23 protein-coding genes and 1 pseudogene are annotated in these 25,348 nt (G+C 46.8%); 7 read left to right on the top strand and 17 right to left on the bottom strand.

The window, feature by feature from the left end; translation table 11 throughout:
• Positions 1 to 214: 214 nt before the first annotated feature.
• Entirely contained in the window at positions 215 to 1,162 is a 948-nt protein-coding gene (locus tag ACNFVB_RS05730; protein WP_430738383.1) for a LysR substrate-binding domain-containing protein, read from the bottom strand.
• 252 nt (positions 1,163 to 1,414) lie between these two features.
• On the opposite strand from ACNFVB_RS05730, the gene ACNFVB_RS05725 reads away from it, so the two are divergent.
• Positions 1,415 to 2,638 (top strand): SIP domain-containing protein, encoded by a 1,224-nt coding sequence (locus ACNFVB_RS05725; protein ID WP_430738382.1) that lies wholly within the window; start codon positions 1,415 to 1,417, stop codon positions 2,636 to 2,638.
• A gap of 40 nt (positions 2,639 to 2,678) precedes the next feature.
• Here the strand turns inward: ACNFVB_RS05725 and ACNFVB_RS05720 are convergent, their stop codons facing one another.
• From ACNFVB_RS05720 to ACNFVB_RS05680, 9 genes and pseudogenes are all read right to left on the bottom strand, one after another.
• Positions 2,679 to 3,329, bottom strand: coding sequence for a glutathione S-transferase (locus tag ACNFVB_RS05720; RefSeq protein ID WP_430738381.1), 651 nt, complete (start codon positions 3,327 to 3,329; stop codon positions 2,679 to 2,681).
• Between the two features lie 292 nt (positions 3,330 to 3,621).
• On the bottom strand, positions 3,622 to 4,941 hold the full coding sequence (locus ACNFVB_RS05715) for a short-chain fatty acid transporter (protein ID WP_430738380.1): 1,320 nt from the start codon (positions 4,939 to 4,941) through the stop codon (positions 3,622 to 3,624).
• A gap of 97 nt (positions 4,942 to 5,038) precedes the next feature.
• A complete protein-coding gene (locus ACNFVB_RS05710; protein ID WP_430738379.1) occupies positions 5,039 to 6,154 on the bottom strand; it encodes a CaiB/BaiF CoA transferase family protein in 1,116 nt (371 codons plus the stop codon).
• A gap of 4 nt (positions 6,155 to 6,158) precedes the next feature.
• Positions 6,159 to 6,449: a hypothetical protein gene (locus tag ACNFVB_RS05705; protein ID WP_430738378.1), complete on the bottom strand. Its 291-nt coding sequence runs from the start codon at positions 6,447 to 6,449 to the stop codon at positions 6,159 to 6,161.
• Positions 6,436 to 6,551: pseudogene (locus ACNFVB_RS05700) on the bottom strand (3-hydroxyacyl-CoA dehydrogenase NAD-binding domain-containing protein); the annotation flags it as partial. The gene ACNFVB_RS05705 and the pseudogene ACNFVB_RS05700, both read right to left, overlap by 14 nt.
• Positions 6,552 to 6,734: 183 nt before the next feature.
• A complete protein-coding gene (locus ACNFVB_RS05695; protein WP_430738377.1) occupies positions 6,735 to 7,370 on the bottom strand; it encodes a hypothetical protein in 636 nt (211 codons plus the stop codon).
• 340 nt (positions 7,371 to 7,710) lie between these two features.
• The gene (locus tag ACNFVB_RS05690) at positions 7,711 to 8,295 is read right to left on the bottom strand and encodes an alpha/beta hydrolase (protein WP_430738376.1); all 585 of its coding nucleotides are present in this window, start codon (positions 8,293 to 8,295) and stop codon (positions 7,711 to 7,713) included.
• A gap of 65 nt (positions 8,296 to 8,360) precedes the next feature.
• Positions 8,361 to 9,275 carry a hypothetical protein gene (locus ACNFVB_RS05685; RefSeq protein ID WP_430738375.1) on the bottom strand — a complete coding sequence of 305 codons (915 nt, stop codon included), beginning with the start codon at positions 9,273 to 9,275 and terminating at the stop codon, positions 8,361 to 8,363.
• Positions 9,276 to 9,922: 647 nt separating this feature from the next.
• On the bottom strand, positions 9,923 to 10,627 hold the full coding sequence (locus ACNFVB_RS05680) for a hypothetical protein (RefSeq protein ID WP_430738374.1): 705 nt from the start codon (positions 10,625 to 10,627) through the stop codon (positions 9,923 to 9,925).
• Positions 10,628 to 11,248: 621 nt separating this feature from the next.
• On the opposite strand from ACNFVB_RS05680, the gene ACNFVB_RS05675 reads away from it, so the two are divergent.
• From ACNFVB_RS05675 to ACNFVB_RS05665, 3 genes are all read left to right on the top strand, one after another.
• Positions 11,249 to 12,448: a sugar transporter gene (locus ACNFVB_RS05675; RefSeq protein WP_430738373.1), complete on the top strand. Its 1,200-nt coding sequence runs from the start codon at positions 11,249 to 11,251 to the stop codon at positions 12,446 to 12,448.
• Between the two features lie 312 nt (positions 12,449 to 12,760).
• On the top strand, positions 12,761 to 14,023 hold the full coding sequence (locus ACNFVB_RS05670) for an MFS transporter (RefSeq protein WP_430738372.1): 1,263 nt from the start codon (positions 12,761 to 12,763) through the stop codon (positions 14,021 to 14,023).
• Positions 14,024 to 14,178: 155 nt separating this feature from the next.
• Positions 14,179 to 14,763: a TetR/AcrR family transcriptional regulator gene (locus ACNFVB_RS05665; protein WP_430738371.1), complete on the top strand. Its 585-nt coding sequence runs from the start codon at positions 14,179 to 14,181 to the stop codon at positions 14,761 to 14,763.
• An 87-nt stretch (positions 14,764 to 14,850) separates the two neighbouring features.
• Here ACNFVB_RS05665 and ACNFVB_RS05660 read toward each other — a convergent pair whose 3' ends face one another.
• Positions 14,851 to 15,705: an HpcH/HpaI aldolase/citrate lyase family protein gene (locus tag ACNFVB_RS05660; protein WP_430738370.1), complete on the bottom strand. Its 855-nt coding sequence runs from the start codon at positions 15,703 to 15,705 to the stop codon at positions 14,851 to 14,853.
• A gap of 125 nt (positions 15,706 to 15,830) precedes the next feature.
• On the opposite strand from ACNFVB_RS05660, the gene ACNFVB_RS05655 reads away from it, so the two are divergent.
• Entirely contained in the window at positions 15,831 to 17,027 is a 1,197-nt protein-coding gene (locus ACNFVB_RS05655) for an aromatic amino acid transaminase (protein WP_192993913.1), read from the top strand.
• Positions 17,028 to 17,219: 192 nt separating this feature from the next.
• Here the strand turns inward: ACNFVB_RS05655 and ACNFVB_RS05650 are convergent, their stop codons facing one another.
• The 3 genes from ACNFVB_RS05650 to ACNFVB_RS05640 form a co-directional block, all read right to left on the bottom strand.
• The gene (locus ACNFVB_RS05650; protein ID WP_430738369.1) at positions 17,220 to 17,984 is read right to left on the bottom strand and encodes an SDR family oxidoreductase; all 765 of its coding nucleotides are present in this window, start codon (positions 17,982 to 17,984) and stop codon (positions 17,220 to 17,222) included.
• A gap of 162 nt (positions 17,985 to 18,146) precedes the next feature.
• Complete coding sequence (locus ACNFVB_RS05645) at positions 18,147 to 18,941, bottom strand: SDR family NAD(P)-dependent oxidoreductase (protein WP_430738368.1); 795 nt, start codon at positions 18,939 to 18,941, stop codon at positions 18,147 to 18,149.
• Between the two features lie 75 nt (positions 18,942 to 19,016).
• Positions 19,017 to 20,822 (bottom strand): acyl-CoA dehydrogenase, encoded by a 1,806-nt coding sequence (locus ACNFVB_RS05640; protein WP_430738367.1) that lies wholly within the window; start codon positions 20,820 to 20,822, stop codon positions 19,017 to 19,019.
• Positions 20,823 to 21,004: 182 nt separating this feature from the next.
• Between ACNFVB_RS05640 and ACNFVB_RS05635 the strand changes: the two genes are divergently transcribed.
• Positions 21,005 to 22,051 carry a GlxA family transcriptional regulator gene (locus ACNFVB_RS05635; RefSeq protein ID WP_430738366.1) on the top strand — a complete coding sequence of 349 codons (1,047 nt, stop codon included), beginning with the start codon at positions 21,005 to 21,007 and terminating at the stop codon, positions 22,049 to 22,051.
• Positions 22,052 to 22,077: 26 nt separating this feature from the next.
• On the opposite strand, the gene ACNFVB_RS05630 is transcribed toward ACNFVB_RS05635, so the two are convergent.
• Entirely contained in the window at positions 22,078 to 23,307 is a 1,230-nt protein-coding gene (locus tag ACNFVB_RS05630; protein WP_430738365.1) for an LD-carboxypeptidase, read from the bottom strand.
• 354 nt (positions 23,308 to 23,661) lie between these two features.
• Between ACNFVB_RS05630 and ACNFVB_RS05625 the strand changes: the two genes are divergently transcribed.
• Entirely contained in the window at positions 23,662 to 24,111 is a 450-nt protein-coding gene (locus ACNFVB_RS05625; RefSeq protein WP_201586423.1) for a YkvA family protein, read from the top strand.
• Positions 24,112 to 24,304: 193 nt separating this feature from the next.
• Here the strand turns inward: ACNFVB_RS05625 and ACNFVB_RS05620 are convergent, their stop codons facing one another.
• Both ACNFVB_RS05620 and ACNFVB_RS05615 read right to left on the bottom strand, forming a co-directional pair.
• Positions 24,305 to 24,610: a hypothetical protein gene (locus tag ACNFVB_RS05620; RefSeq protein WP_430738364.1), complete on the bottom strand. Its 306-nt coding sequence runs from the start codon at positions 24,608 to 24,610 to the stop codon at positions 24,305 to 24,307.
• 155 nt (positions 24,611 to 24,765) lie between these two features.
• Positions 24,766 to 25,317, bottom strand: coding sequence for a hypothetical protein (locus ACNFVB_RS05615; protein ID WP_289056867.1), 552 nt, complete (start codon positions 25,315 to 25,317; stop codon positions 24,766 to 24,768).
• Positions 25,318 to 25,348: the final 31 nt, after the last annotated feature.

Raw genomic sequence — 25,348 nt, 5'->3', positions numbered from 1 at the left:
TTTGAGCAAACCCGCCTATCATCAGCAAACGAAGAATAGTTATGGCGTCATTCCTTTTTGTCATTGGCATAAAAAACCGGCCATAAGTTGGCCTGTAGTCAGGCAGGTAGCAATCTGGTAGCAGCACCTGCTTAGCCCATCGATTATCAAACCTCATCAATAAAGCATTGACAATGAGCAACTGACACCCAAAAGTATGCATTGATTTTTTAGCTTACCGTACACACTCTATATCCTGCTTAGGGTCGTTTGAGTGTTGCAGGTAAGTTGAGATCCACTCTACAATAACTTTGACTTTGTGCGAATTACCCAAAGACAATGGATAAGCTATATAGTAAGCACCCCGGCCCTTTGCTGCATAACTCCACGCACGCACCAAGGACCCTGACTGCAGCTCTGGCGCCACTAGGCGCAGTGGCACCAAGGCGATACCATAGCCGAGTAATGCCGCCGATATACTCGTATGAAAAGTGTCAAAACGTGGGCCGACAAAGGTGCCCTCGATACGAATACCCTGCTGTCTAAAATACTCATACCAAGCGCTGGGGCGAGAGCTGAGCTGTAGCAAGGTGCACTGAGCGATGTTGCTCGTACAAGGCGCTTTGCCAGCCAAATAATCTGGATGACAAACCGCCACATTATACTCATCAAACAGCTTGATGGACTCCATCCCTCCCCAAATCCCGTCACCATACAAAAACGCCACATCGACATTTTGATCTTCAGAAAAAAACGGCCCCGCCAGCTCTTTAATATTTAGATTAATCAACGGATGAGCCCTGCCAAAGCCATTGAGCGCAGGCATCAGCCAACGCGAGCAAAAGGTCGGATGCGAGACGATTTTCAGCACTTCTGAGTTATCGCTGTTTGACATCAGACTGGTAGTCGCCGCCTCGATATGTCTGAGAATCTCTAACACCTCTAAATAGTAAGTCTTGCCAGCGGGCGTCAAGGAAATGCGGTGCGGCGTCCGATAAAACAGCGACAGGTTCAGCATTTCCTCTAATTGCGCGACTTGCTTACTGATAGCGCTTTGCGTCATGTTCATCTCTTGCGCGGCGTTGGTAAAGCTCAAATGCCGAGCTGCCGTCTCAAAACACTGCAAAGCGGTCGTCGATGGGTATTTTCTAAAAGCCAAAGGGGTCTTAACATCAGTGCTCATAACTTATGGGTTCTCATTCGACATATCAGTAAAAGAGGTTTCTAAAATAAACATAGCCATGTATCTGATTTATTTAGATTTGACTATAACCACATTATCCCAGTTATAAGAGACGATATAAATCGTTTTACCTGCCAGTCTGTCTACTTTTTAGAAATTTAGTAAATTTCAACTCGTAAATGATAACAAAAACAATTATCATTAACTTTAATATAAATAATTTTTGAATGTTTGTTGTTTGTGAGTATACCTATGACCCTCGCCTCCTCTTTTGTAACCACCCCCGACTTAGACGATCAAGCCCAGCTCTATACCGATCTAAACGACCCTGAGATAGCGGGCATCATCGCTCACATCAATGAAGAACACATCGATGAGCTGCTTGAGTTTTTGCGGGCATTTAGCCCATTATCGGCAGCTGAACTTGAGCATACAGAGGTGCAATTAACTGCGATTTATGCAGAAGGTATCTGCCTGCAAGCCAAATCCTTGGCGACGCGGCCTATCGACTCCAAAGACAGCCACCGGCAACCACAGTCTTTCTTTATTGGTTTTGCCGCCCCCCTCATGCAAGTCGATGAGCTACAAGAGCAGTATATTTTGCTTCGGCAGCGAGCAGATAAAAAACTGGGCAAAAAAACCATCAAGCTGACTCGGCAGGTCTTTGTCGTAGAGCGCAGCTATAAAGTCAGTGAAAACATGCTGCGTCTTGAGCTTAGTATGGACTCACAAAGCCATCGTCATGACAGCTCTAGCCCAGATACCGTGCCTACAAACGAGGCAGGCTACGCGTATTTGTTCGATTTGGCGCATAACGCGATGACAGCCAGCAGCAGCCAGCCTAGCAAAAACACCGCGCCGCCCGCCCGAGCGCAGGTCTACTACACCTTAAGAAAAGCATGGCGGAGCGCTGATGGCGTGCGAGCATGGGTCGATGTTTTTTTGCATGGCGATACCTCAGGCGGCAATTGGGCCATGGCACTGCAGGCAGGTGATACTGTGGTCACCAAACGAGAGTTTCCTGAAAAAGTGACGCATTTACACACAGGACAGACACTACTGATCGTCGATGAGACCTCCATGCCCACAGCAGCACGTTTATTAGAGCTATGGGACAACCCAACGCCGCCGCTGATCATTTGTGTCACCCAAGATGCCGCTGACCAAGAGTATTTTGATGACATCACACTGAGCATCGATGCCAAAGACAGCAGCAAAAACAGTGCCCAACATCATATCGACCGTCATTTTACCGTACTGCCTATGATAGTGGATCCTGCCTCGGTAGGGCAAAACGTCGCGCCGCAGATCGACAGACAACTGGCGGACTATTTAGCCAAGCAGCCATTACAGATCGACAAAGTATGGGGCGCGCTAGAGGCAAAAACCGCAAAGGCGCTCCGCCCTTTATTACAAAAAAGACTGGGGCTTGAGCGTAGCGATGTGGTGGTCAAGGTATATTGGCGACATGACTAAATCCCAGACTAGGACTGGGCTTGGACAAAGCTAAGATGAGCTAGGATGGAAAAATCACCACCTCGTCTCCTTCTTGCCATGGCTGATACTTCGTCATCACTTGCAAAAACAGCGGATGCGCCAGCCAATGCTTCAGCCAGCGCTGCAGGTGTGGATACGGCAAGTGGTAAAATACTTCGCGATTCACATGAGCAAACTGACGGATAAAGGGCATGATACCAATATCAGCAACGCTGATGCCATCTCCGAGTAGATAAGTGCTATTGGTCAGCTGCGTCTCCAATATCTGCAAAAACGCCTCGCCGCGCTGGCGATACTCTTCTTGGCTCATTTCAGGATGACGATCCGCATACTTATAGCGATCCAGCCAATGCTTAAACTCATTATCATTTTTATCGATTAGGGCATTGGCCTGAGACAAAGTCTGAGCATCAAGCAAGCGGTTTGGATCATGCTGGCCTAGCGCCCACATCATGATATCAAAGCTCTCTTCAATCACAGTACCATCAACAAGCTGTAGCACAGGCACCGTGCCTTTTGGGCTAATCGCTAGCATCTGCGGCGGCTTGTCTTTTAGGACAATCTCGCGCAGCACCACTTGCTGCTCTGCAAACACAAGGCCAAGCCTAGCACGCATGGCATAAGGACAGCGGCGAAAAGAATATAAGAGCGGCAAGGAAGGTCTCATCATATTTCTCACAATAAAATCAAAATCACTGGGCATGTCATCATTTATATCGCAAGGCTTAGCCGTTTTTTTTCAAGCGACTATACGTGCTAATCGATGACACGCCCTAGACTAACATAAAAAAGACCTCACCTCTAAAGCAGGCAAGGTCTGGCTTTATTTATACAAACAACGTTTATGCAGAAAACGTCTATACAAATAACATAGTCGATTCTCAATAAAACAGATACATTATATGTCAACGTGAAACTGTATCGTTTTTATACGGAACTCACTATATTTATAAAAGCAGCATTTATAAAAACAATAGGCCAAGCCCAATCACCACCCCACTGACTATCAGCACGATGACACAAAAACCCATGATGTCTTTGGCTTTGAGTCCTGCAATGGCTAAAGCCGGCAGTGCCCAAAACGGCTGAATCATATTGGTCCACGCATCGCCCCATGCCACCGCCATCGCCACTCGTGACGGATCACTGCCCAGCATGTCGGCCGCCTCTAACATAATGGGCGCTTGCACTGCCCATTGCCCGCCCCCTGATGGGACAAAAAAGTTGACCAGTCCTGCACTTAAAAAAGCAAAAAGTGGTAGCGTCTGCGCCGTCGACACACTGACAAAGGCCTCTGACATCACCCCTGCCAGCCCAGAGGCGGTCATCATCCCCATGATGCCGGCATAAAACGGGAACTGAACGATGATACCGCCTGCACCTTTGACCGCCTCCTGAATAGAAATCAAGTAGTTTCGGGGCGTTCCGTGAAATATGATGCCGAGAAATAAGAACATAAAGTTCACCAAATCTAGCGTTAGGGCAAACCCATTTTGGACAAAATAATAAACAATAAAAGCAATGCCTAACACACCGATCACCATCGATAAAACCCAGCTATTCTCCAAACGCTCAGCTGGTGTCATCTCTGATTTAGCTGGTAGCGTCTCACTGACAGGATCCACCAGCAGCTTTGGATCGACTGTGATGGTGTCCCCTTTTTTTGGCATCATCATGCGGTTTAGTAGAGGCACGATAATCACCAATGCCGCGACGATAATTAAATTGTAGCCCGCAAAGATGGTGGCACTCGTTGGAATAACACCAATGGTATCAACAAACGGATGCCCTTCTGTGGCAATAGACAACGGAATCGATCCTGAAAACCCAGCGTGCCAGATGATAAAGCCTGAGTAAGCGCTGGCAATCAATAAACGATAATCGACATCATGAACCCGTTTGGCCAGCTCTTTGGCAAATAGCGCGCCAATCACCAAACCAAAACCCCAGTTGATCCAGCTTGCTGCTAAAGACACGAGGGTGACCAATATAATCGCACTACTGGGTGAATGCGCAAAACCGGCAATGTAACCCAAGCCTTTTTTAAATATCGGACTACTTGCCAGCACAAATCCTGTGACCAGCACCAGCACCATCTGCATCGAAAAGGCGAGCAGCGCCCAAAACCCATCGCCCCAATACGTGACCATCTCTATAGGAGATGACTCAGTGAGCCCTAAGCCCATCACAAAAATTACTAAGGTTAATATCAGCACAAACAAGAATGGATCAGGTAAGTATTTTTCCATCAAGCTATTGGAAAAACGGGTAATTGCTTTCATAGGTAAACTCCTTTTTATTTAAAGACGTCCTTGGTCACTGTTATTTTTATCTAGCCTATCGTCTATCTTCCCCAACCGCTACACATTGCATACAGTCTCACTCGACCAGCTGCCACCCAGGCGTTGAGTAGTACTTGTCTTGATGGGTAAATAAAGGATGCGCTTTGGCTTCTTGTAAGCTAAGCACTGGGGTAACGCAAACATCAATGGGTGCGAAATGCCGCTGCCAATGAGCGAGTGTCTGACTGGCAAAGGCATCACTCACAGCCTTCGCTGCTGCTTGGCTCTCAGGGGAGTTTGGCATAACGCCAAGCTGCCAATGGCTGTCTTTTAGTGCTGGCAGTGCCAACGCCTCGCACAGCCCTTGCCAAAACTTCAGCTCCAATGAGCCAACCGCCATATAGCGATTATCAAGGGTTCTGTACAATCGATAGCAAGGCAATAGCCCGCCCAAAAAATCAAAATGCGGCGCAGGCATGTCTCCTGAAAAGCTTTTGACCAGCGCGCCCGTTTCCTTGGGCATGACCAGATGCTGGTATAAGCTGTGGGTCATACTGACCGCGATATGACGACCCTTGCCGGTACGCTGCGCGGCAAATACTGCAGCGAGCAGCGCAATGACAGCGGTATCACTGCCGCCTGCCAAGTCTGCAAACTGTACATTGGGCATGGCCTGCTCACCACTTGCGGTTTTTAATTGGTCAAGGACACCACTCATCGCCATAAAGTTGATATCGTGGCCAGCTTTATGCGCCCAATCATGACTGGCTCGTGAGTGAGTAATCGCACTCGCATCTATCGCAGCACTCTCATTGGACTCTTTAGCCGTCACGCCGTAGCCAGTGATTGATACCATCACAAGCTTTGGATTAAGCGTATGCAGCGTTTTGGCATCCAATCCCATGCCTGCTAACACACCAGGACGAAAGCTATCGAGCATGACATCGGCATCTTTGATATGCGCTTTGATAGCCGCAATGCCTTTGGGGTCCCGAAAGTCATGTCTTTCGGTAGTTTTGCCATGGTTTAATGCGGCAAACAGCTCACCGAAGGCTCTAGCAGGGTCACCATTTTTGGGTTCGATCTTGATGATCGTCGCACCCAAATCGGCCAGCAGGCGCGTGGCAAATGGCCCTGGCAGGTTACGCGTCAAATCAACCACTCGCAGCCCTTGTAAGCAGTCTGCCATGGAGCTTATGGTTGAATCAGTCATCAAGTCAGTCGTTACATTGGTCATCAGAGAACACCTCACCTTTAGCCGCCATATCGAGCACTATTTGCACTGGCTGAAAACGCTCGCCGTATTGCTCAGCAAGCTCACGACTGTACGTGATAAACGCCTCTAGCCCCATGGCATTGATAAATTGGAGCGTACCACCGTGATGCGGCGCAAAACCCCAACCAAAGATAGCACCGATATTGGCATCCGCGACAGAGCGCACGGATACGGGCTTACCTTCGGCGGCCATATCCAGCTGCTGCTGTTCGCTCACGCAAGGTGGCATCATCGGTCTGCTCGCCCATGATGATCTCAACCAGTGGCATCTTGTCGACTGGCGAGAAAAATGCAGCCCGATAAACTGCTTGGGGCGCGTACTGGCCTGAGCCAATCACGTGATCGGCATCGAGCAGTACTACCTCGATGCCCGCGCCCATCATGCACGCACCCAAAATACCAACTTTTTTGGTGATCGTGCGCTCAAAGCCATCAGGACGCGATTGACCTTTTTTGATACTGTTTAGCTGCGTCCAAAGGGGTATTGATCGACATTTAAAGATTATTGAGTAAATTCTTACACACGGCTAGAGGTCGGCAGTCCATAGGCTACTTTTTCGATGACCTCATCTTGCTGCAGCACCATCAGCTCATAGCCCTGAATCACCCCGTTGTAAGGTAAATGACCATCAAACTGCTGATAATGCTCACGGATACTCTGCTTGATTGTCGCCTTGCGCTCACTCTCATCTAATGTCGCAAACCCACTTGGCAAATGCACCTCAGTTGCCAACGCCGACCCCCATCGAGACAGCCAATTGGCCCCGTCAGTAAACGCAAAATCGACCTGCACTCGCAGGCGGTAGTGAGGCAAAGAGTCAGAGCGTTGCGCCACTTGAGCTTTAATCTGGGCGATATCTTCTGCAAATGCCTGATAAGGCAGCTCAAGTATCTCAAACAGCGTGGCCAAAAACGCATCAGCACTAAAGTATCTGTCCATATAACTGTCATCAAGCCCAAGATGACGATGACACAAGACATGGCGCAAGCGCTCACAAGCAGGTATGGTATGGCCTAACGGATAGCCCATGGCTCTAATGATATCTGGCGCACGCATCTCTAAGGTGTTTATTTGATTAATAATATACTGAGAAAGCGGGTGCTGCGGGCGATAGTGACGAGTGTATTTAGAAAGATGAGATGAGTGGCTCATGATGGTGGACACCTTAGATTCCTATAACTCCGACGAAAAATAATAAAATCAGGCACAAATGAGGATGTCGGAGTACAGGCTCATGCGCTTTACCAGAGTTGTTTTATATCGTGCTGGAAGTTGCAAGGGTTGCACACCATCATTCAACTGACATCATCGTCGTCAGTAGCGATTGGCAATACAAAACTGTTAAACCCACGATAAATCGTTTTATGATGATAGCACATCAGATAAGCGTAAATAAATACGGAACCGTGTGTCTGTTTGTGAATAATTATTTTACCCTCAAATAACTGCTTTTTTTAGATGAAGTCCATCCTTTAACCTTCACCCCCACTCTTTAGTCCTCTCCATAGTAGGTTGCATCATCCATCCAAACGATGGGATCTTCGCATAGGTGAACCAAGTGATACCAGATATCACTACTGCGGGCGATACGGTGATGACCGCCGTCGAAGTAATCGACTTCCCAGCTCTCAGGCAGATTGACCAAAGTTCGTCTGGCCACCGCCACATCCAAGCTTTCATCGTCGACCTCTACCATGACCCGCATCATCTCGGTGTTTGATGTCGGAAAAGACAGCTTCCTATCAGAGATGTTTGGAATACGATCGGCCAACACCTCACTCGGATAGATACAAGGCGCAATCAATAACGCTCGCAAGTTGTATTGATGAGCAAAGTGATTGGCAAACCAGCCGCCCAGTGAATGCCCTGCCAGCACCACGCGCGGATACTGTGTTATTTTTTCACAAATCAAGGCATCATAAATCTCAAATACTTCTGCAAAGTTGTCTCGGTAATTGACCGTTTGGCAATACTTTGGCTCACGGGTGATACAGGTATATTTGCTGGTCTCATTGCTTGAGTCGAGACCATGAAAAAACAACAAAAACGTGTCATTGTTTTCGATAGGAAACATCATAGCGTTCTCCTTTTTTAATAATTATTTAATTTTTTCAACAGCTTGGCTTATAGATTTAAATTAGATTAAACTGCTTTTTGGCTAGCGACTTGCGCTTGGTATAAAGCCAAAACCTCCTCACAAACCTGTATTGAGATATTTTTTGCAAAACCCTCATTAAACCAAAAGTCATAAACAGCTTGGATAATACCTTTTACCGCTTGCGCATCTTTTGGCTTTTGCTTTTTTAGCTTAAGAGCAATGTCTTGCGCCTGTATATCCGACTCACTATAAGGCGCACTCCAGCCCACGCAGTAACGATACAGCACATCGTTAATCGCTAAGACAAATATGGCATTGGCCACCCCAAATGCGTCAATCAGCCGCTCAAGCAGCGCACAGCGTTCCTCATAAACACTGGCCTCTATCGGCATTTCGGACTTTTCAAACAGACAATCAGCACTGACTATGTGCGAGGGCTTACTAAAATCTTCCCACAGTAGTGGATAAGACCCACCAATACCGCCTTTCTCCACCACGTTAAAGCGCCAAATGGCGTAATGCGTCTTAGCCCCCTTAAAGGGCAGGTGTATCAGCCACTGCATCAGCGCATCACTGTCATAAATGATATGACTGCTACCGATACGCACGCCTTGCATGGGCAGTACATCGGTGTATACACTCGCCATGTCATCACTATAAAGCTTTACTTTATTTAGATTTTCCTCACTGATATCACCGAGCTTGGCCCCTGCCTCTATTATGTCTCGATAGGGCATAAATGGCGCGACAAAGCTCAGCGTCTCATCGCTATTATTCACAAAGTAAATGTCATCTACATAATTGTCTACCGACACACTTTCGAGATAAAACCAGGGTTTTTTTCGTACTCGCCCTTGCTCATCACTGGCCAATGCCGTTAACCCAGACAGTTTTGAGTGACCTGCCCACTGCATATTGTCTACGCGTTTTTGCTCAAATTCATACGTTAACTTTGTCATTGTCATATCCTTATTATTTTAGTTTTGCGTTGCTTGTTACATAGTTTGTCGAATTGCTGGTTTTATTGTTTGGCAGCACTTGGCGATATCCTTGTTTTCGGCAAGCCGAGTCTGTTCGCCATTTTATTAAATGACGTCGCTTATCTATCAGTTAGTATTTATAAAGGAAAGTAGATTAATCGCTTTGGTAAAATAGCAGTCTTATTGTGAACTGGCTTATTAACAACTATGGTTTTTGGATTTGTACAGGCAAAGGAAGATAAGATAAAACGAAAATAGCATCCTTAAAGACAACTCAGTTAAAAAGTGAGGCATTGCGCCCCGAGGGTTCACTGTTTTTCCAGTTGTTGTTTATAGTCAGTTCTAGATAAAATCGATACGCTCATATGAACGGGCAACTGGTATAATTTTCCTTGCTTGCTGTGTCTACGCTAACAGATGCTGCGCAAAATTCATACCAGCTGCATTGTATCGTTTTTAAAGTGAACCAACTATATCCGGTGATGGTTTTTAGAATTATTGCTGCCTGACTCAATAACTATAATATAAAGATTGATAAAAATACAGTGTATTTATATCATCTGCGACAACGGCTGTCGCGTATTCACACTTACGGTGAGTCATGAGTCACACTCATAAGACAAGACCTACTCAGCGGCATCTATCAGAGTATTTAGCGTGTCTGCCATGTCGTCATCGAGCAGATGATCTTCTATATAATTGAGCAACTGATGGATGGTGTTTAGATCCATCGCTCTGATGCCTAAGCTGGCCAGCGCCTCGTTAATAGATGCTAAAGAAATTGCTGTATCGTCTAAATCGCCTTCAGACTCACCATGGACCAGCCAGTATATTTTTTCTAGCACGGTGTTTTTTTCGGTCAAGGTAGAATAACCGTCGCCTTGGATAAATAGATTAAAGTGGTACGGTATTTCGATATCATTGATAAAAAACGTACGCATACAGTCTATGGTATAGGCTTGATTGTCTGAGCTATCATTTGAGTTTGAGCCTTCATTACTGCCTTCGGCTTGCTCGTACTCCAGCTGCTCTGTTACCAAGCTGCCTAATATCTGATAACCGCCTGCTTTTACCTTGTGATTATAGATAATCGCTGCATCCGCTATGGCATCAAAGATGACCGCAGCGATGTCCAACGTATTATCATCGATATCATAAAATTGCTTTAGTGCGGGCAAAAACTCGCTTAGCTGGTCTTCAGGCACGTGCGTGAGAAACTGCTGCTCGTATATTTTTATCATGTCTTCAGGAGCGTAGGTGTTTACGTTGTCGGTCTCGTTTCTGCCAGTGGATTGTAACGGCAAAAAGTGATAAGGGTTTTCTTTGGTCATGCAGGACGGCCTTGTTGTATGAATTGATGGTTTTATAGCGGCTATTATCTCTTATTTAGAGGTTTTTAGATATACGGTCTAGATGAGCGCGACCGACGCGATATCGTCCGTTCGATATCAAATTAACAATCCTTAGCAAAAAAGCCCTTTAACTAATGCCGCGGTCTTGGTATCTTGCCTCGCCATTCTTATATTGCCAAAGGTGTTTACCACCCAGCATTTTTACCCCCTTATTGGCTAGGGCGTGTTGAACATTCGACCATGGCACTGATAGCGACTATTTTTTAGGCGTTTCGATGTTAAAAATAATAAGTTTAGTCATTCTAAGCGCTTATTTTTAACGATGAAGCGGCAAAAAAGAGTCCTGTCCCTGCGGGCTGATGCTAAAATTGCCCCATACTGCGTTACAAATCTCGCTAAGGCATCTGCATTATCGTCGCTTTGTGCCTTGTCTGGAACAATTTTAGCGATCAGCAGTGCCTATTTGCGAATGTCCAACACGCCCTAATCTTCTTATCGTAATTAGAGCGTGTCCTTATTGTTCTTACTTAATTATTGTTGCTTAATTATTCTTGCTCATTGAGTGAGGACGCGCCCTAGCATTTTCTTGTATTGGATCTTATGAAACACAACATTGAGGCGAGCTTAGATGCTCGCCGGACTCAGTATTTTCAAGTGTTTTTGATGGGCATCAGTGCCTTTATCATGAATACCACAGAATTCGTCCCCGTCGCCCTACTCAGTGATATTGCCCAAGATTTTTCTATCACCACTGCCGAGACTGGCTGGATGCTGACGCTGTATGCGTGGATCGTTGCGGTCATGTCATTGCCGCTGATGCTACTGACCAGTCGCTTTGAGCGCAAAAGCTTACTGCTAGGGTTATTTGCAGTATTTATTGCCAGCCATGTATTGTCCGTATTTGCTTGGAGCTTTGATGTGCTGCTGATCAGCCGCGTAGGTATCGCGCTATCACATGCGATATTTTGGTCCATCACCGCGGCGATTGCCATACGAGTAGCACCAGAAGGCAAAAAAGCACTAGCACTAAGCGTGCTTGCAACGGGTACCTCATTGGCGATGGTGCTAGGAGTGCCGTTGGGGCGTTTGGTTGGTCAATGGTTTGGCTGGCGCGCGACGTTTGGCGGGATTGGGATGATTGCCTTTGTGGTGTTTGTTCTACAAGCCAAGCTATTACCGACCCTGCCCAGTATGTTTCAAGGCTCTTTTAGAAAAATACCAGAATTACTAAAAAACCCACTATTGGTCTGCCTGTACTTGCTTATCCTACTGGTCTTTACCGCTCACTATAGCGCCTACTCTTATATTGAGCCGTTTATGCGGCAGGTCGGCTCAGTGAGCGAAAACTCAGCGACGGTCATTTTATTGTTATTCGGTGTCGCAGGGATTGCCGGTAGTGTCATATTTAGCCGTTGGGGTGATCGATTTAACACGCGGATTATGCTGGTCTCGACCATACTGATGCTTTTATCTATGCTAGTACTGCTGTATGTAGTGACCTCGATCTGGGCGCTCAGCCTAATTGCCTTATTATGGGGCGCGGCGCTGATGCTACTGATCATCTCCATGCAGGCCAAAGTCATCATGGTCGATGTCAATGCCCAAGACATGCTGATGTCTATGTTTTCGGGTATTATCAACTTAGGAATCGGTACGGGTGCGCTCTTTGGTGGATACGCGGTGACGCATCTGTCGCTATCAAGCGTGGGCTATGTCGGGGCGGGCATTGCTAGTGCGGCGCTGCTACTGCTGCTATTTATGATCAAACGCTTTCCTGAGCTGAGTAAAAGACTCGGCTAGTTCAAGCCAGATGATTCGAACCCAAATACAATGCCAGCCTACTAAACGGTCTGGCATTTTTTACGCCAATCATCACCATATCTTAGTAATTTTCATAAGCAGCAATTTTCATAAGTTTTTATAACTTCTATTGAACGAGTGTTCAGGCAAAGCTATACTCATTGCTACCGGACTTTTCTTTACTGCATTACCCACACAAGGATAAGTGTAAAATGGGCAATATGTTACGCCAGACGGCGGTATTATTTGGTTTGTGTATCATGCGTATGGGACACATAAGCGCCAGTTTCTTCGGTCTTTCGGAGAAACAACATGCGTGAGGACAGCTTGCCATCAGAGCCGCGCAATCGCACGCCGCCGCTTAGCTTAGGCAGGTTACATTATGCTTGGGTTGTCGCCGCTATAGGCTCTATAGCGATGTTTTGCGGGCTGGGTTTGGGGCGATTTGCCTTTGGTATGCTGCTGCCGTCGATGTCGGCGTCTTTGGCATTGAGCTACACCCAAAGCGGTATATTAGGTTTTGCCAACCTGATCGGTTATCTTGTCGCTGTGCTTTTAAGTCCGCTTATTCTACCTAGGTTTGGCACTCGCTTAACCAGTACGGCCAGTCTTTTTGTCATCGCAGCCTCTATGCTTGGTATGGCTTTTACCATCAGTTTTCCTATGCTTTGCGCTTTTTATGTGCTCACTGGTATTGGCAGCGGCGGCGTGGTCTTACCGATGATGAGCGTCATGTCACACTGGTTTTTTCCGTCGCATCGCGGGCTGGCATTGGGGCTGGTGATGGCAGGCCCTGGGTTTGGTATTATCCTATCGGGCTTTGTCGTCCCAAAACTATTGCCCTTTTTTAGCTTACTGTCTTGGCAGACGGGTTGGCTGATTTTTGCGCTAATCAATATTGTGGTGGCGTGCCTTACTTTTGCGTTGATTCGCAATCATCCAGACGATGTCACGCGCAGCCCTTTCGGGCGTGTACCCACTTCGCCCATGAAAAACAAAAAAAAGCTGGAACGCAGTAACCTCAAGCTACTCGCGCATTTGGGCGTTATCTTTGCTATCTATGGCGCGACTTATATGGTTTATGTGACCTTTATCGTGACCAGCATGGTGGGCTCTTATCAGCTCAGTGAGGCAGCTGCAGGCGGTATTTGGGCATGGATTGGTCTACTGAGCGTCTTTTCTGGCATGCTTTTTGGCTGGATCTCTGATCACATCGGCCGTCGCCTTGGGCTCGCGCTGGCATTTTTCTTTCTTGCCATCGCTTATCTGTTAGTCGGTTTGACGGATTGGCATTTGGGGTTATATTTGTCGATTATCTTGTTTGGTTTCGTGGTCTGGAGCGTACCTGTCATTATGGCCGCCTGCGCTGGTGATTATTTTGGTGCCGCGGCAGCAGCCAGTGCGCTTGCGGCGCTGACATTTGCTTTTTCCGGTGGTCAAGCGCTTGGACCCGTGGCAGCAGGTTATCTTGCAGAGCTGACGGGCGACTTTCGCATCAGTTATATGGTCTCTGGTATTGCCGCCTTTGTCGCCATTGGACTGGCTTTATTATTAAAGCCGCAAAAACCGCTTTAATTTGTGCCAAATTTTGGCCGCTTTATAAAGCAAATGACTTTATAATAATGGCGTTTTTTTAGACAAGAATGACCAATAATATAGAGTCAATTCGGTATAAAAACGATACAGTGATACGCTGATGTACTTAATCAGAGATTTTTAAGGGGAGCCGCATGAGTGCACAAGCCAAGTTCAATCGTGATGAGGTGATCGAAAAAGCCAAAAACCTCTACTGGGAAAAAGGCTATCACGCCACCTCGATGCGAAACCTACAAGATGTCGTCGATATGCGCCCTGGCAGCATCTATGCCGCTTTTGGCAACAAAGACAGCTTATTTACAGAAGCCTTAAACCGCTATGCTGAGCAAGGCGCGGCCAATCTTGCCAACTGTATTGCCCAAGAAAAAACCGTGCTCGCAGGCCTACAGCGTTTTATTCGAAGCGTCACCATCTGCAGCAAAGGCGGCGCACCCAGCGGTATCTGCATGGTGGTCAAAACCATCGGCGAGCTGACACAAAACGATAGTCCAGAATTGCTCACCCACGCGACTAGTATCTTAAAGCAGGTAGAAGCCTCTTTTGTCAACACCTTTGAGCGAGCGATCGACCATGGCGAGATCAGCTGTGATCAGGACCCTGCCGAACTGGCACGCTATTTCCAAATCCAGCTCATCGGCTTGCGTACCTATGCACAGGTCACCCCTGATACAGAGGCCATCGAGCGGTATATTGATACTGTGTTTAGGCATTTTTTATGACATGTTTTTGACAGATTTTTGACATGGCGTTGAACATAACTTTTAACATCACTTAAACGCAAGGCCCATGTGATGTCAGCATTTTATTTAACGGCTATTTTTTAATAACTGCTGACAGCGCTCAATCACCGGCGCATCGACCATCTCGCCCGCGACCTTAAATACCGCCTGTCCATGGCGCTCGTACTCTGTCACCACTCGCCGAGCGAACTCCATCTCGGCAGCGGTCGGCATCAGCGCGTGTTGTACCACGGCCACTTGTTTGGGATGGATACAGAGCATCCCTGCCATCCCCATCTGCGACCATAACTGCACGCGCGCGGCCAATCCTTTGGCATCCTGAAAATCAGGATACACGGTATCGATGGGCGGCGCTAACTGATGAATTTTAGAGCTAAGGATAAGCTGATAGCGAATCTGACTGGCGATAATATCTGCCGCCGGCGTTCCTACCTGTACGTTCAAATCATTACACAAATCCAAAAATCCATAGCTAAAAGCACGCAGCCCCGACGCTTTTGCCATCGTATCGACTTGATACAGACCACGCGCATTTTCTATCAGTGCAATGACAGATAGGCGAGTTGAATGATGGACGTATTCAATATCTGTGGCCTGTGCCGCCTTGGGCAGTATGACACCAGCGAGATTGGGCATCTGCTCACAGGCTTTTATATCTTTGGCAAACTCATCACTGCCTGCTTGACTGATACGCACCCACACGGGCCGATAGTCGGCATGAGCATAATACTCTTGTAACGCCTTGCGCGCTGACGCTTTATCCTCTAGAGCCACGGTATCTTCTAAGTCGATAATGACAGCATCTGCGCCACTGGCAAAGGCTTTGGCCACTCTGTCCATGTGCGTTGCCGGTACAAATAGCCATGTTTTGGCATAGTGGGTGTTTTCGGTATGTGCAGTATCGTCTGTACGTGATGTCATTCCAACCCTCATTAATGTATATTGATACGTATTTTGTCATTATTCCTTCATTCTAACATTGAGTTCAGCGACAATGTAGTTTATGCTTTTGAAACCTTATTTTATCTTATTTGTAGAGAATCAAAATGTTTGAACGCGTCGACTATTATGCGGGTGACCCTATCTTGGGTCTAGTAGATAAATTTGTTGCTGATAGCAACCCAAACAAAGTCAATTTGGGCATCGGCATCTATTATGATGAAGACAGCAAATTGCCAGTACTTGAGTGTGTAAAAACCGCCGAGCAACGAATCGCTGACCCCATCTCGCCCAGACCTTATCTGCCGATGGCAGGATTGCCAGGGCATCGCCTCGCCTGTCAAAATCTACTGTTTGGTCAGGACGCCGCGGTGCTACAAGAAAAACGCGTCGCTACCATTGCTACATTGGGCGGCTCTGGCGCGCTAAAGGTCGGCGCTGAATTTATCCATGAATGGTTTCCTGCCTCCAAGTGCTATGTGAGCGATCCGACGTGGAGCAACCATATTGCCATCTTTGAAGGCTCGGATGTCGAGGTGGGCACCTATCCTTACTACGATACTGCCACCAGCAGCATTAAGTTTGATGAGATGCTAGCTTTCATTGCAAAGTTAAATAAGCACGATGTGGTGCTACTACATCCTTGCTGCCACAACCCAACTGGTATGGACTTGACCCATGCCCAGTGGGATGAGCTATTGGACATCATGAAGCAGCATGAGCTAATTGCATTTATGGACATCGCTTATCAAGGCTTTGGGCAAGATATGGACCACGATGCTTATGCTATTCGCAAAGCTGTGGCGCTGGGTTTACCTGTATTTGTGAGCAACTCATTTTCCAAAAACTTGTCGCTATATGGTGAGCGCGTGGGCGGCTTATCTGTGGTATGCCCTACAGCAGAAGAGGCCGAGCGCGTCTTTGGTCAGCTCAATTACGCCGTACGCCGTATCTACACCAGCCCGCCATCACACGGTGGCCGCGTGGTCGATATCGTCATGAACGACGAAGCATTGCACCAACAGTGGGTCGGCGAGGTTTATGGCATGCGTGACCGCATCAAAGCCATGCGCCTTAAGCTAAAATCCGTACTAGAAGCCAACGTGCCAGCGCGCAATTTTGACTACATCACCAAGCAAAACGGGATGTTTAGCTTCACAGGATTGACCCCCAAGCAAATCGAGCGCTTACAAACGGAGTTTGGGGTTTATATCGTCTCAAACTCACGTATGTGTATGGCAGGCCTAAACGTCAACAACGTCGACTATGTCGCCAATGCCATGGCAGAAGTGCTAAAAGACTGATCGAGCTGAGCGAAGTGCTAAGCCATTTATAAACCGTATAAAAAACAAAAACCGCCTAGAGACTCACCTCTGGGCGGTTTTTTACTTTGCGTACAAGCTGTGCTGTTATGGCCAATCACTCATTACTATTTAAGACAAAGCTAAGCAAATGACTAATTATTTTCAACTGGCTATCAGTGACTCAGCAAATAATTAGGCAAGCATACCGCCATCGACGACCACGGTCGCACCCGTGGTATAGCTCGACGCGTCAGACACTAAGTACAACACCGTGCCCGCCATCTCGTCCGGATCGGCCACGCGTCCTAGTGGAATGGCATGTAGCGCCATTTTTAAGACTTTATCATTGGTAGTTAGTGCCGAGGCAAACTTGGTATCGGTCAGACCTGGCAGCAGCGCATTGACGCGAATGTTTAATGGGCCGCATTCTTTGGCAAAGGCTTTAGTCATGCTAATCACCGCTGCCTTGGTGATTGAGTAGATACCTTGCTTATCACCGGCGACCAAGCCATTGACCGAAGCGGTGTTTAAAATCACCCCGCCGCCCTGCTCGCGCATCATCTTACCCGCCGCCGTCGACATAAAGAAATAACCACGAATGTTAACTTCTACCGTCTTATCAAAAGCGGCTAAATCGGTATCTAAAATATGACCATAATAAGGGTTTGCCGCGGCATTATTCACTAAGATATCAATACGGCCAAATTCGCTTTTGATATGCTCAAAAGTTGCCTCAATCTGCGCCATATCACCAACATGACAAGCAAAAGCGCTGGCATTATGACCGTCAGCGATGATGCTATCAGCGACCGCTTGGCACGCATCAATCTTACGGCTAGAGACAATCACATGCGCGCCTCTAGATGCCAATAGACGAGCGATAGACTCTCCAATACCGCGGCTTGCACCCGTCACCAGCGCAACCTTGCCGGTTAAATCAAATAAATCTTTCATCATTACTCCTTATATTTTGAACCAGCTATTCAGTTTTTTATCAGAAATACCTAATAAGTTATAATCGAAAAACTGCAAACTCATTACAAGGCAGCCGAGCATAGATAGTACAAATAGTACATCGAGCGAGGCTAGCGCCGTAATGGTTTGGCAGTTATTTGATTATTAAGCCAACATACCACCATCAAGGGTAAAGGCGTGACCATTCATAAAGCTGCTTTCATCACTCGCCAGCCAAGCAATCGCGCCAGATACCTCGTCAACTTCGCCTAAACGGCGCATTGGGCTGGCTTTGATGGTCGCTTGCTGGGCGCGCTCATCCATATTTGCCATGGTATTACGCACCATCGGCGTATCGATAAAGCTTGGGCAAACAGCGTTAAAACGAATATTGACGCGCGCATACTCGTGAGCGGCAGACTTGGTCAATCCCATCACCCCATGCTTGGCAGCGCTATAGGCGGATAATAACGGCGCAGAACGCAAACCTGCGATAGATGCCACATTAATCACATGGCCACCGCCATTGGTCGCCATACAAGCAACAGCAGCGCGCATACAATGCCAGACGCCTTTTAGATTAACGGCAATATTACGGTCAAAGTCCTCGTCACTCAACTCATGCATGGGTGCTGGCTGATGGTCAATACCGGCATTATTTATCACCACATCAAGTCCGCCCAATGTTTCCATCGCAAATGCAAATAACGCGCGTACTTCATCGCCACTGGTAACATCGACCTTTTTAAACACGATGCTATTGCCCGCGTCTTGCCCTTGCTGAGCAACACCTGCGCCCATCTCTTCCGCCAAATCACCAATCACCACTTTGGCACCGCGACTTGCCAGCAGTAGCGCGCTAGCTGCACCGATGCCAGACGCGCCGCCGGTGATTAAAATACGTTTACCAGAAACGTTACTGGCTACGTCTGCTGCAATTCCATTTGTATTTAACGTCATATTTTACTCCTTTAAAATTGTATTATTTTATCTGGTGCAAGTTCCTACAAAATGATACTACTCACCTCTTATTGATTAAAACCACTCGGCTTGCATATCCGTGCATACTGCATTGTCGTTATTTAACAGCTCGATATCGCGGTTGATTAAGGGCAATTCCCAATCGATAAAGTATTTGGCCGCTTGTATTTTGCCGTGATAGAAATTCTGCTGCTCAACATCTTGCGTCATACTTAATAGTTGCTCAGCTTTGCTCGCTTGGCGAACCCAAATCCAGCTCACCACAATAGTCGCAAATATATTCATCAATGCTTGTGCATTACCAGTTAAGGTGATGGCTTTTTCTGTTTGTAAGATTTTGCTTAAATGCACGAGCACTTCATGTAAATGACCCATATAAGGCATGAGCTTACCGGCAATTTTGGCGGTTTCTGGTGTACGAATACTTTCTAAGTCTTGAGTGATTTCACGTTTTAAGATTTGGATACCAAGTCCGCCTTTTTGCCATAATTTACGAAATGACAAATCTAACGCCTGCACACCATTTGTGCCTTCATGAATGGGATTGAGACGGTTATCTCGCCAAAACTGCTCGGCTTGATATTCACGCGTATAACCTGCACCGCCCAATACTTGAATACCTAGATCATTGGCTTTGGGACCATACTCTGACGGCCATGCTTTGAGCACTGGTGTGAGTAAATCTAGTAATTCTGATAGCTCAGCTTGCTGGGTGGCGTCTTCACAGGTATTGATACGGTCAATGAGATTGGAGCCATAGAGACAGAGTGAAATACCGCCCTCGCTATAGGCTTTTTGCGCAAGCAGCATACGTTTGACGTCACCGTGATTAATAATTGCCGTTGCTGCATCTTCAGGTTTATCATTCGGTGCAATTCTGCCCTGCACTCTGTCTTTGGCATAATCGAGTGAGTACTGATAACCGCGATAGCCAATCATCGCCGCGCCAAAACCAACTGCAATACGCGCTTCGTTCATCATTTTAAACATATAGCGCAGGCCAAAATGCTCATCCCCAATCAGATAGCCGTGACACTCGCCTGCATCGCCAAAGCTCAATGCCGTAGACGTCGCGCCGCGATAGCCAAGCTTGTGAATCAGTCCAGTCAAATGCACATCGTTGCATTCGCCGACCGATAAATCATCATTGAGTCGATACTTGGGCACGGCAAATAGCGAGATACCTTTGACGCCACCAGGACCGCCCGGCACTTTTGCTAAAACCAGATGCACGATGTTGTCAGACAATTCGTGATCGCCCGCTGAGATATAAATCTTGCTGCCTTTGATACGATAGCTGCCGTCGTTTTGCTTCACGGCAGTGGTTTTGATATCAGCAAGTGACGAGCCAGCATGCGGCTCTGTCAGTGCCATAGTGCCAGTGAATTCACCGGTTAGCATACGCGGCATAAAGGCATTTTTAATCTCATCACTGGCGAAATGAGAAATGACATTAATCGCCGCCGTGGTCAAAAATGGATAAGCCGTGGTCGATGGATTGGCTGCCATAAAATAGCCTGCTACCGCCGTCATGACGGTTTCGGGCAGTTGCATGCCACCATCGTCAAAGCGATAACGTCCGGCGATAAAGCCCGACTCACGAAAGGCATCAAAGGCGACTTTGACATCGTCTATCATGCTGACTTTTTTGCCATCAAACTGTGGCTCGTTCTTGTCGGCCACATGATTATGCGGTAAAAACAAATCAGTGGCGATTTTATTGGCGGTACCCAATACCGCGTCAAAGGTTTCGCGGCTGTGTTCTGCAAACTTCGGATGCTCGGTTAAGGTTTCTGCGCCCAATACATCATATAATTGGAACGGTAATTCAAAGTCGTTGATAAGCATATCTGCTGCCATAGTGTTCTCGCTGGCTCATTAAATTTGTTGATGACTTGATAGTAATCTAATTTAACGCCTTGCTGTATTGTCATTTATGACATAATCATGGTCAAATACGACAAAACTCATGTGTTAAATTAGAAAAACCCCGTCAAAAAACGTCATTTTTAATAAGTATTTTGAAAGGAAATTACGTAGCCATGCCCTACTTCAAACCCTTTAACGTCATCATTGTCGGTTTTGATGGTGTGCTTGGCAGCGCTTTGACAGGCGCATTAGATTTATTTTCATTTACCGGAGTGAGTTGGCAGCGCTTTTTGGATGAGGAAGTCGAACCGAGATTTAATGTGCAGATTGCAAGCTTAGGTGGCGCAGATATCAGATGTAGCAATCGCTTAATCATGCGCGCGCATGGCGATATTCGGCAGGTGACGGAATGCGATTTATTGTTAATCCCAACCATTGGCGATTCCATCGATAAAGTCTTGAGTCAGAACGCTGAGCTGATTGAACATATCAAGCGACTGGCAAATACCAAAGCCGATATCGCTAGTAACTGTAGCGGCGCGTTCTTTTTAGCAAAAGCAGGCTTGCTCGATGGCAAAGTCGCGACAACCCATTGGGGTTATGCGAGTAAGTTTAAGGCAGATTTTCCACTGGTTGATTTGCAAGAAAATCAGTTTGTTACTCACTCAAAAAGCAGATCAAAAAATGAGTCAGAAAGTGATTCAGCACATCAATCAGGCAATATATTTTGTGCAGCAGGTGGTAGCGCATTTTACGACTTGGGATTATTATTAATCGAGCGTTATTGCGGGCGCGAGATTTCGACCCAAGTGGCAAAAACCCAGATTATTGATAGTAAACGCGGTAATCAAAACAGCTATACCAATGTGACTTTACATAAGCCGCACGCTGACCAACTGGTTCAGAAAGTACAAGAATTTATCGAGGAAAATTTTAGGCAAGCGATACAGGTGAGCCATTTGGCCGCCATGGTCAATATCACCCCGCGCACCTTAAACAGACGTTTTCAAGCCGCCGTCGCCATGCGCCCGATTGAATATATTCAAGCAGTGCGTATTGAGCAGGCAAAGCGCTTACTGGAATTGGGCGATGTGACGATAAAATCGCTAGCGGAGCAAGTCGGCTATGATGACATCTCGTCATTTACGCGGCTGTTTAAACGCGCTACCGAGCTGACCCCAAAAGAATATCAGAGTAAATTTTCACGACTGGCGATTTAGACTTTTATTTATTATATTTTTAACCACTAAACATTTTGCCATAACCCTTCGCCATAAATGGCATCAGCTTTAATCGTTGGGTAATCACTAAATACCAATTGATAGCCACCAACTGTATTTGGACTAATCTGACACATCGCGCCAAGTGGAAAGCTGTGCTTTTGTCCAATATGACCAAAGCGCATGCCGCTATAAATCGGTAATCCTGTCAGCTGATGCAATTGACGAATCACGGTGGCGACATCATAGCGCTTGTCATAACTGTCCTCACCACTACCCGATAACGCACCAAATACAATCGCCTGCTGACCTTTAAACACTCCTGCCAAATACAAATCATAGAGCATGCGCTCGATACGGTAAGCTTGCTCGCCGACGTCTTCTAAAAATACGATACCGCCAGCAATACGTGGCAAATACTCACTACCTGCCAGCGCCGATACCACGCTTAGATTGCCACCCCACATAGTGCCGGTTAGTGTTTTTGGCTCAGAATTTGTCAGAATACTGGGTAAATTTACACTGGTTAACGACGCATCTTGTATATCGATAGTCAGATTGGGAGTGGTTAATGCTGCTACAAAATGTCGGCAGCTAACCTCATCAGGCTTGGTTTTGCCAAACTCGCTATAGAGCATGGGTGCCGCAAGCGAGCTCATACCGCCTTTTGCCAACAGCGCACACTGGATGGCGGTCACATCGCTAAACCCTGCCAGTATCGTGCCGCGCTCCTTCATAATACGTCCAAGCGTCGACCAATCCACCATCGGCAATAGGCGCATAGCACCGTAGCCACCGCGTACCCCAAGCAATAATTGGGGGGCGGCAATGGCACCAGTCGCGATGTTTTGTAAGTCACTGGCGCGCTGCGAGTCCGTACCCGCAAAACGCAAATACTGCCGCTCGGTAATCGCCGGATTATCTACCTGAAAACCCGCGCAGACCAAGCGCTCTAAAGCCCGCGCATTACGCTGCTGGCTACCTCCGACGTTAGAGCTGGCAAACAGCCGCGTCTCAATACTTGGTGTGATGCAAAGACGCTTTGCCGGCAAGCTCTCAGCCATTGTCTTTTCAGCAGCACGCTCCTCTACAGCCGTTGGCAGATCATCTTTGGTCAGCGGCAGGTGGCTCTCTGGCGGGTTCGCCTGTATAGATGAGTGCGCCACGGCGCGCGTGACGAGCAGCCCCGCCCCTGCATAGAGGCTAGCTTGACGCAGGAACTGGCGACGATTGAGGGCGAAGGATATTTTGGTCATAATGCTACCTTTATTGTCATCGATGACGACTATATTCAGCAATACTTTATTTCGTAATAGTTTATTAAACCGCTATTTTCTTATAACGCAGCTCAAAACTGTCGTTAAGTTACAATCACTAGGTTACAACCATCAGGTTCTGTCTAGCATCAAATTTTGGCTAGCGTCAGGGTTTTAGGCCACTTGACGTGGCATCTTCAGCTGCGCACACAGTCAACAAAATGATACAGAACCACTCATCGTCTTATTTGGATGACGTCATGACTCTTGCTATAGTAAAGGGTACGACAATAATAGATCAAAACACCATTAGCCAAAAACATTTACCCTAACATTCATATAAGGACTCTTAGTATGGCCGATAAAGAAAAAGACAATAAAAGCCTGATGGATAGTATAAAGCTCATCGTAGGCAAAGAAGACAAACTAAACGACCAACTCAAAAAAGACCAAGGCCTTGAAGGCTATGCCAAAGACTTATTGCTGCTGATGAGCCTAGTAAAAGACTACTATCAGGGCAATTATCGCAACATTCCTTATAAGACCATCTCAGCAGCGGTGGTTGGCTTGCTTTATGTCCTCAACCCCATCGATATCATTCCTGACTTTATTCCCTTTATCGGTCATATCGATGACGCCTTGGTACTCAAGTTTTGTCTTAAAATGATAGACAAGGATTTAACGAAATACAAAAAATGGAAGGATGAACAAACGGCTACCGAAGACAAATCTGTAGACACAGACAAGGACTCAAAACCAACCTTTAAAAAGTCAGACAAAGAACAATCCAGCAAAGATAAGTAAATCACAACTACCAGTCATCATGGCTGATAGCTAGCTGAACAAAACAGGGTCCATGTAAGCGTCATTGACCCTGTTTTATTAAGACGTATCTTCATTTGAAACATGCTGATAAAAATATGATAAATCGCCGCCAAACAAGCAAAATAGCGCAGATAATATTGAGGTCAACTATTTGAGTTTGACACCGTTCCTATCAATCAGGCACCCCATAATTGGCGTTTTCTGGATTTAGGCCAAATGAATACACGAAGGTCGCCACCAAGCTATTGACGATGATAAAAGGCAAATCAATGGCGAGATGACCGAGCAAGTAGCGACCAATCAGCCAAGAAACCACCAACATCACGATAAAAAAACTGCCAAGATAGGCTAAAATGGTTGGATGCTTGAGGTTATAAGGCTGCTCAGATTTGGGCTTTTTATCAAGTATATAGGTTCTGACCGCCCAACCAGCGGCATAAGAAAACCCGCCCAACACCACATAACTAAAAAAATTCATACGACCTGACTCAACTGACTATTCATAATAAAAACACATGATAATACAGCGACATGACGAGCACATTATTGAGAGGTTTGTAAGCGCCTCTACTACCGTCGTCGCGCGCTTTTATCTGCCCAAAAGACCTCGTTAAAGACTCTTCAAAGATCGGCTTATCGGCTCTCATTGACATTATCGATGATAATATTGGCATGCGGATTGGCCAAAATATCGGTATTGACCTCATCACATGCCACCTGATAGATGGTATTGGCGCCGCGGTAAATATAGGACAGATACTCACTATCTAGCAGCGGATCGATGTTGGCATAAGCGGGTTTGGCGTGTGCCAAGACCAGTACTCTATCAGGGCGACCGATGACCGCATCGACATTATCAGGATCGATCGAAAAGAACTGCGGGACTTCACTGTTTTCGATGGCTTCTAATGGCTCAGGCGTGTCCCAAACGCGGCCACTGCTTGCCGGCTCTTTCATTTGCATGACCCACGCGCCCGCTTGTTGACTGATTTTTATTTGAGCAGGCTCATCATGACTGACGGTATAACACCCCTCAAACACCGACAAATCTGCTGGCACTACCGCCGCCGTCTCATCTAGCGTGTCGTTGTCATTACACGCGGTCAAAAACATAGCGCTGCTTACGACGGTGGCAACCAGCAGCGGGGTGAGTTTTTTACAAAAACTAGCTGAGCGTAATAACATGAGGGCGTTATCCTGCATTTATGCGTGAGAG

Origin of the sequence: Psychrobacter sp. VH5 (assembly GCF_050572635.1) — a bacterium.
GTDB lineage: Bacteria > Pseudomonadota > Gammaproteobacteria > Pseudomonadales > Moraxellaceae > Psychrobacter > Psychrobacter celer.
Note: the sequence above shows the minus strand (reverse complement) of the source record. Positions and strands in the feature narration are given on the sequence as shown.

What these genes read in the sequence shown, in the direction of transcription:
- ACNFVB_RS05730 (WP_430738383.1), bottom strand. Translation starts at nt 1,162, where the DNA reads ATGAGCACTGATGTTAAGACCCCTTTGGCTTTTAGAAAATACCCATCG.
- ACNFVB_RS05725 (WP_430738382.1), top strand. Translation starts at nt 1,415, where the DNA reads ATGACCCTCGCCTCCTCTTTTGTAACCACCCCCGACTTAGACGATCAA.
- ACNFVB_RS05720 (WP_430738381.1), bottom strand. Translation starts at nt 3,329, where the DNA reads ATGATGAGACCTTCCTTGCCGCTCTTATATTCTTTTCGCCGCTGTCCT.
- ACNFVB_RS05715 (WP_430738380.1), bottom strand. Translation starts at nt 4,941, where the DNA reads ATGAAAGCAATTACCCGTTTTTCCAATAGCTTGATGGAAAAATACTTA.
- ACNFVB_RS05710 (WP_430738379.1), bottom strand. Translation starts at nt 6,154, where the DNA reads ATGACTGATTCAACCATAAGCTCCATGGCAGACTGCTTACAAGGGCTG.
- ACNFVB_RS05705 (WP_430738378.1), bottom strand. Translation starts at nt 6,449, where the DNA reads ATGATGCCACCTTGCGTGAGCGAACAGCAGCAGCTGGATATGGCCGCC.
- ACNFVB_RS05695 (WP_430738377.1), bottom strand. Translation starts at nt 7,370, where the DNA reads ATGAGCCACTCATCTCATCTTTCTAAATACACTCGTCACTATCGCCCG.
- ACNFVB_RS05690 (WP_430738376.1), bottom strand. Translation starts at nt 8,295, where the DNA reads ATGATGTTTCCTATCGAAAACAATGACACGTTTTTGTTGTTTTTTCAT.
- ACNFVB_RS05685 (WP_430738375.1), bottom strand. Translation starts at nt 9,275, where the DNA reads ATGACAAAGTTAACGTATGAATTTGAGCAAAAACGCGTAGACAATATG.
- ACNFVB_RS05680 (WP_430738374.1), bottom strand. Translation starts at nt 10,627, where the DNA reads ATGACCAAAGAAAACCCTTATCACTTTTTGCCGTTACAATCCACTGGC.
- ACNFVB_RS05675 (WP_430738373.1), top strand. Translation starts at nt 11,249, where the DNA reads ATGAAACACAACATTGAGGCGAGCTTAGATGCTCGCCGGACTCAGTAT.
- ACNFVB_RS05670 (WP_430738372.1), top strand. Translation starts at nt 12,761, where the DNA reads ATGCGTGAGGACAGCTTGCCATCAGAGCCGCGCAATCGCACGCCGCCG.
- ACNFVB_RS05665 (WP_430738371.1), top strand. Translation starts at nt 14,179, where the DNA reads ATGAGTGCACAAGCCAAGTTCAATCGTGATGAGGTGATCGAAAAAGCC.
- ACNFVB_RS05660 (WP_430738370.1), bottom strand. Translation starts at nt 15,705, where the DNA reads ATGACATCACGTACAGACGATACTGCACATACCGAAAACACCCACTAT.
- ACNFVB_RS05655 (WP_192993913.1), top strand. Translation starts at nt 15,831, where the DNA reads ATGTTTGAACGCGTCGACTATTATGCGGGTGACCCTATCTTGGGTCTA.
- ACNFVB_RS05650 (WP_430738369.1), bottom strand. Translation starts at nt 17,984, where the DNA reads ATGATGAAAGATTTATTTGATTTAACCGGCAAGGTTGCGCTGGTGACG.
- ACNFVB_RS05645 (WP_430738368.1), bottom strand. Translation starts at nt 18,941, where the DNA reads ATGACGTTAAATACAAATGGAATTGCAGCAGACGTAGCCAGTAACGTT.
- ACNFVB_RS05640 (WP_430738367.1), bottom strand. Translation starts at nt 20,822, where the DNA reads ATGGCAGCAGATATGCTTATCAACGACTTTGAATTACCGTTCCAATTA.
- ACNFVB_RS05635 (WP_430738366.1), top strand. Translation starts at nt 21,005, where the DNA reads ATGCCCTACTTCAAACCCTTTAACGTCATCATTGTCGGTTTTGATGGT.
- ACNFVB_RS05630 (WP_430738365.1), bottom strand. Translation starts at nt 23,307, where the DNA reads ATGACCAAAATATCCTTCGCCCTCAATCGTCGCCAGTTCCTGCGTCAA.
- ACNFVB_RS05625 (WP_201586423.1), top strand. Translation starts at nt 23,662, where the DNA reads ATGGCCGATAAAGAAAAAGACAATAAAAGCCTGATGGATAGTATAAAG.
- ACNFVB_RS05620 (WP_430738364.1), bottom strand. Translation starts at nt 24,610, where the DNA reads ATGAATTTTTTTAGTTATGTGGTGTTGGGCGGGTTTTCTTATGCCGCT.
- ACNFVB_RS05615 (WP_289056867.1), bottom strand. Translation starts at nt 25,317, where the DNA reads ATGTTATTACGCTCAGCTAGTTTTTGTAAAAAACTCACCCCGCTGCTG.